The organism is Lamprobacter sp. (assembly GCF_034860625.1).
Classification (GTDB): Bacteria; Pseudomonadota; Gammaproteobacteria; order Chromatiales; family Chromatiaceae; genus Lamprobacter.
This window is the reverse complement of the sequence record NZ_JAYESN010000197.1, coordinates 1-5817: the sequence shown is the minus strand read 5'-3', so window position 1 is coordinate 5817 and position 5817 is coordinate 1. Positions and strand designations below refer to the sequence as shown.

5 protein-coding genes are annotated in these 5817 nt (G+C 59.5%); all 5 read left to right on the top strand.

Features of this window, described 5'->3' with window-relative positions; genetic code table 11:
* Nucleotides 1–1788, top strand: a 1788-nt coding sequence (locus VBE63_RS23820) for a DUF1566 domain-containing protein (protein ID WP_323685506.1), incomplete at its 5' end; no start/stop codon positions are given.
* Nucleotides 1789–1819: 31 nt separating this feature from the next.
* Nucleotides 1820–2059 carry a hypothetical protein gene (locus tag VBE63_RS23815; protein ID WP_323685505.1) on the top strand — a complete coding sequence of 80 codons (240 nt, stop codon included), beginning with the start codon at nucleotides 1820–1822 and terminating at the stop codon, nucleotides 2057–2059.
* A 299-nt stretch (nucleotides 2060–2358) separates the two neighbouring features.
* Nucleotides 2359–2874, top strand: a complete 516-nt coding sequence (locus tag VBE63_RS23810) for a DUF1566 domain-containing protein (RefSeq protein WP_323685504.1) — start codon at nucleotides 2359–2361, stop codon at nucleotides 2872–2874.
* A 246-nt stretch (nucleotides 2875–3120) separates the two neighbouring features.
* Nucleotides 3121–4911: an AAA family ATPase gene (locus VBE63_RS23805; protein WP_323685503.1), complete on the top strand. Its 1791-nt coding sequence runs from the start codon at nucleotides 3121–3123 to the stop codon at nucleotides 4909–4911.
* 381 nt (nucleotides 4912–5292) lie between these two features.
* Nucleotides 5293–5637: a transcriptional regulator gene (locus tag VBE63_RS23800; RefSeq protein ID WP_323685502.1), complete on the top strand. Its 345-nt coding sequence runs from the start codon at nucleotides 5293–5295 to the stop codon at nucleotides 5635–5637.
* The last annotated feature ends 180 nt before the right edge of the window (nucleotides 5638–5817 follow it).

Here is a 5817-nt window from a genome sequence, read left to right as displayed (position 1 = left end):
GATCACGAGCGGAAATCTCAGCAACTGGATAGATGCCGTGCCCCTGATGCCAGGCTGTCGTCTCCTCAGCTTCCGGTGGGTTGGTATTTCACAGCGTTCTTTGGGTTAAATCAGATTTCACCGAAAAACACGATCAAGGAACCGCGCATGCCATCGTTCAGACCAGCGCTTACCCATCGGCCGGTTACCGACGGCCTGCTTGCTCGCGCTTGGCACCGGCTGATACCAGTGCCAATGAGCGCGCTCATGTTGGCGGCTCTGATGCTAATGGGAGCGACATCCCTGGCTCAGGCCAGCGGAGATCGCTCTGCATCGGTCCATGAAGTTTATGTGACGACCTTCATGGACAGCTTAGCGGGCGATGGCGTTAGCTTAAACGATAATCTTCGGTCTATCTTTACTCGGATTTTAGCGCGTCAGCTTGATGAGGAAGAGGGGCAAATCATCGAAGGCAACGCTTTCGAACAGTTGGCCAAGGTGTTTACCTTCGTCGCCTCTCCACCCGACAATCGCCCTCCGGGTCCGGTTTACGATTCAACGACTGTAGAGGCGGCGCGTACCGCCGCCAATGCGGCCATCGCGACCACCACCGGCAGCCTTCAAGTCACCCTGGAACCTGCTGAGGCCGTCGCCGCTGGTGCCCAATGGCGGCGTGCCAACACCGATCAATGGTTCGGCAGCAGCGCGACGGAAAGCGGGATTCCGATCGGTGGCCAGACGGTCGAGTTCCGCGCCATCAGCGACTGGACGGCTCCCAGTCCCGCGACCGCCAGTATTGCCGCCGGCCAGACCACGACCTTGACCCGGAGCTATACATCAGCCGGCTACAGGGTCACGACCACTGCAGGGGCCGGCGGCGCCATCGAACCCAGCAGCCAGACGGTCGCCGAGGGCGAGACGGCAACCTTTACGGCGACCACCGAGAGCGGCTATCGGATCGCCTCTGTCACCGGCTGTGGCGGGAGTCTCAGTGGCTCAACCTACACGACCGGGCCGGTGACCGCCAACTGCATGGTCACCGTGACCTTCACCGCCGATGATCCTCCCGTCACTGGCAGTTTTCCCCTTAATGACACCGGCATCGTTCGTTGCGGAGACGCTGAAAGTAGCAACCTCGACTGTCCAGTCGAGGGCTACCCAGGCCAGGATGCTGAGTACGGGCGCGATGCTCTCGCCCGTGACGGGCTGTTGGACAAAGTTGGCGCTGGCCACGCTGGTTTCGACTTTACCAAGCTCGACGCCAATGGCGATCCACTGTTCATACAGGACGAACAGTGGCGTGATGATGGCAACGAAATGGATGGCACCCAGTGGTCCTGCGTACGCGATAACCACACCGGATTGACCTGGGAGGTGAAAACCACCGATGGCGGCCTGCACGATAGCGGCCACACCTATACCTGGTACAACCCTGACTCCGACACCAATGGCGGTTCAGCGGGCACCCAGAACGGTGGCCATTGCAACGGCAGTGAATGCGACACTCATGACTTTGTCGATGTGGTTAATGCACAGGGGCTGTGCGGCGAGAACGACTGGCGCCTGCCGGACCGCTTCGAGCTGGCCTCGATTGTGAGTCGGGATCGGGATTCCACACGCCCTTTGATCGATAGCGACTTTTTCCCGACGCCACCAAGGGGCATATCGTTCTGGTCTGCCTCGCCGGAGGCCCGCAGCAGTTCGTACAAGGCGTGGAGTATCTACTTCTACAGATTCTATAATGGCCACATCACAGGAACCGATAAGTCTAGCGGACGTTCCGTGAGGTTGGTGCGCGACGGACAGTGATTTTGTTTTTTGTCTTTCATGCAGCCCAAACATGCAACACCTGAAGGCCTTGCCGATCTGGCGTGATGCAAACCGCCTGCTGCTGGCTGTTGAGCAGGCGGTGCGTCGGTTTCTGCGGTATCACAAGTACAGCCTTGGTAGCGATTTGCGCCGTCAAGCCATGCAGCTATGTCGGTTGATTCATCGGGCCGCATCCGCGCCCAATGATCTGGCGGAACGGGTGGCAGAACGGGTGCTGGCCGTGGACGATTTTAAGCTGAGCCTACAATGAGGCAAAGAATTGCAAGCGTTTGCGCGCTCGTCGCACCGGTCGGGGTGAGTCTCGCCCTGGCTTGCCGCCGGGGCATTCCTGACCGCTCTCGCATGTCAAGGTCAAAGGCATTGGGCGATCCTTGCGAGGAGCAGGTCAAGCTTATGCGTTTATTGCTGAAGAGGGCTATTTGCCCGGCGGCATGAAACGGCGGGTCTTGCGTTATCTGTTTCAACCAACGGCGGCTGACCATCCACTCAACGGCATGGTGGCACTGACCTAACTGTTCTTTTTTCTACCTCAATCTGAGGATCTCACCCATGTTTTCCACTGTTCGCCACGCCTGTTTTGCATCGATCGCGCTTCTGCTGATCACCTCCACCGGGCAAGCTGGTCAGACCTGTCGCGACAGCATCCTGTCCAGTACCCCAGACGATCGTTTTGACGTCAACAGCGACGGCACAGTCAGCGATACTGCAACGGGTTTAATGTGGAAACGTTGTGCTGAAGGGCAAGCTGGCACGGATTGTACCGGGAGCCATACAAACTACACTTGGCAAAAAGCTCTCGAGCATGCGCAGCAAACGAGCTTTGCCAACTACGATGACTGGCGGCTGCCTAACATCAACGAACTGCAGAGCATTATTGAGCAACGCTGCTTTTTCCCCGCAATTAATTTGACTGTTTTTCCGAATACTACGACATATACCTGGTCGGCCTCTACGTATGCCACCTATTCGCGCAACGCGTGGCATGTCGATTTCAAGGTTGGCCACGTCAGCCCCCGCAGCAAGAAGAACAGCCTTGCTGTGAGGTTGGTGCGCGGCGGACAGTGATTTTGTTTTTTGCTTTTCTCGCACCAGCGCATTGAGTCAGTCGCACGGCTAGATGCACTAATCGATTGACCCCAAGCCCGACTGTGTCTTCAAGGCGCTGCTTGGCACTGAAACCCACCGCGCGCGGCTGATCCACTGCCTCAACGCCATGCCGAGGCTAAAAAGCGTCGCCTCATCTTGCGCAAACGACATCAACGCCGCGCCTGCTATGCTCAGGCGCAACGCATCCGCAACAGGCGCCGCCCCATGCACTTCCCCTACGGCCTCAGCGATTTTGGCACCCTGCGCGAGGAGGATTACTGGTACCTCGACCGCACCGATCGCATCCCCGCCCTAGAGCAGGCGGGTCGGCAGCTGATCTTCCTGCGCCCGCGCCGCTTCGGCAAAAGCCTGCTGCTGTCGATGCTCGAGCACTACTACGATCTCAACCGTGCCGAGCAGTTTGGCGAGTTGTTCGGCAACCTCGCCATCGGCCGTGAGCCGACTGCGCTGCACAATCAATACTTCGTGCTCAAATGGGACTTCTCCCTGATCCCCGCTCATGGCGAGATCGCGGACATCGAAGACGCGGTGCATCGGCACATCAATGACCGCATCACCGCCTTCCAGTACCGCTATGCGTCACAGCTACCCCGGCCGATCAGCATCACGCCAGAGCACGCCATCTCCTCCTGGGAGTCGCTGCTCAGCACCCTCTCCCAAACCCCGCACAAGCTCTATCTCCTAATCGACGAATACGACAACGTCGCCAACGAAGTGCTGATGGCCGCCCGGCCCGGCAGCCAAGACCGCTACCAGACCCTGCTACAAGGCGAGGGACTGCTGAAGACCGTGTTCAAATCGGTCAAGGCTGCCGCCGGCGGGCTCGGACTCGACCGCGTCTTCATCACTGGCGTCTCCCCAGTGGTGATGAGCGACATGACCAGTGGCTACAACGTCGGCAAGGATATTTATCTGGAACCCGCCTTCAACGACCTCTGCGGCTTCACCGAGGCCGAAGTCGCGACGGTGCTCAACCAACTGGCTTGTGAGGGCAGCGAGGACGGTGAGGGCAGCGCTTGGACCGCACCCGCCGCGCTCGAGACCATGCGCACCTTCTACAACGGCTATCGCTTCAGCGAAGAGGCGCCAGAGAGCCTCTACAATCCCACCCTCAGCCTGTATTTCTTCGACGCCCTCTACCGGCGAGGCCAATACCCCCGCCGCATGCTCGATGAAAACCTCGCCATGGACCGCAACAAGCTGATGTACATCGCCCAGTTGCCCCAAGGCGAAGACCTGCTGATCGAGGCCCTCAGTGGCGATGACCGCATCCTCATCCCCGAGCTGGTGCAACGTTTCGGCGTCGCCGATGTGCTGGCCGCGGTCAAGGATCAGCCGTTCATGGCCTCGCTGCTGTATTTCTTCGGTATCCTCACCCTCAATGGCCTCAGTGAATTCGATGAATGCCGACTACGCATCCCCAACCTGGTCGCGCGCGGCCTCTATGTCGAGCGCCTGCGCGAGCGCTGGCTGCCGGTGACCGGGCGCTCACGCGAGGTCCAGGAGGTCGTGCGCGCCCTCGGTCAGCATGGCGATCTAGCGCCCCTCTGTGATCTGATCGAACAAAGCTACTTCCGCGTGCTGTCCAACCGCGACTATCGCTGGAGCAACGAGCTGCTGGTCAAGTTCGCCTTTCTCACCTTGCTGTTCGACGATCGGCTCTATATGGCGGTCTCCGAGCTGGAGACTGATCGTGGCTATGCGGATCTCGCGCTGATCGTGCGCCCGGATAAGCGCCGCTTTCAGGTGCTGGATCTCTTACTTGAGTTCAAATACCTCAGCCTCAAGGATCTCGGCCTGAGCGGCGAGCAGGTCCGCGAGCGACCGCGCGAGGCACTCGCCGAACGCCCAGCCGTGAAAGCCAAGCTTGATGAAGCCGAGGCCCAGGCGCGCGACTACGGCGGCACGCTGATCGAGCGCCATGGCTTGAAGGATCTGCGCGCCTTTGCCGTGGTCGCGCTGGGGGTTGAGCGTTTGCTGTGGCGGGCGCTCTGAGCAGGCGCGCAGGGTATGTAGCGCATGGTGCCTGTCTATCCCGATAGCCACATAAAGCGCATCGCTGCACAGCGCCCATTGACCGATCACGACCAGGATGCACTAGCGACCCTGATGGTCGGGGCTGCGGGTGCCGCGCAGCCGGTCCAGTTTCGCTTCAAGTGCGGCGCGTGCGAGCGCCTCGCGCTGTGCCGCTGCTCGGCCTGCGCCTGTGCTGAGATACCAGAAGAGATCGACTTTTCGCAATGCCAGCAACCTTAATCCAACGAGATCGCTTTCACAAGCATATAGGGGATCGCGAGGTTCCCTATCAATTCGCTGATTTGGTGCAGCTGGCTGAGGACTTTTGGTCTGATGTCAGCCGCTTGTGAGGGTATAACCATGAGCACGCTCATCATTGATGTCTCCGACCTCGAGACCGTCAAAGCCCGCCTAGAGCGTGCCTTTCGTGGCGAGCCACAGGCGCAACGTTACTCATTTCGCAGCGAGGCGCGCTTGCTCTCGATGTTAACTCCTGACCGCTGGGGCCTTATCAAGGCATTGACCGGTGCTGACCCCCTCAGCGGGCCTGAGCTGGCTAATCGTGTTGGCCGCGATGTGACAGAGGTCCTGTCTGATGCTGAGCGTTTGGTCCAGTGCGGGCTGGTCGATAAAACTTCCGAAGGTAAATTCCACCTCCCTTATGAAAAGGTCTGCGTAGAGTTGGTCTGTCAGGCAGCCGCATAAACGGCAGGTTTCCAGCAGCGACGCGACTGCTATGCTCCGGTACACCGCACCCGCAATAGGCACCGCCCCATGCACTTCCCCTACGGCCTCAGCGATTTTGGCAAACTGCGCGAGCAGGAGTATTGGTACCTTGACCGCACCGATCGCATTCCCGCGCTCGAAGCCGCCGGCGATCAACTC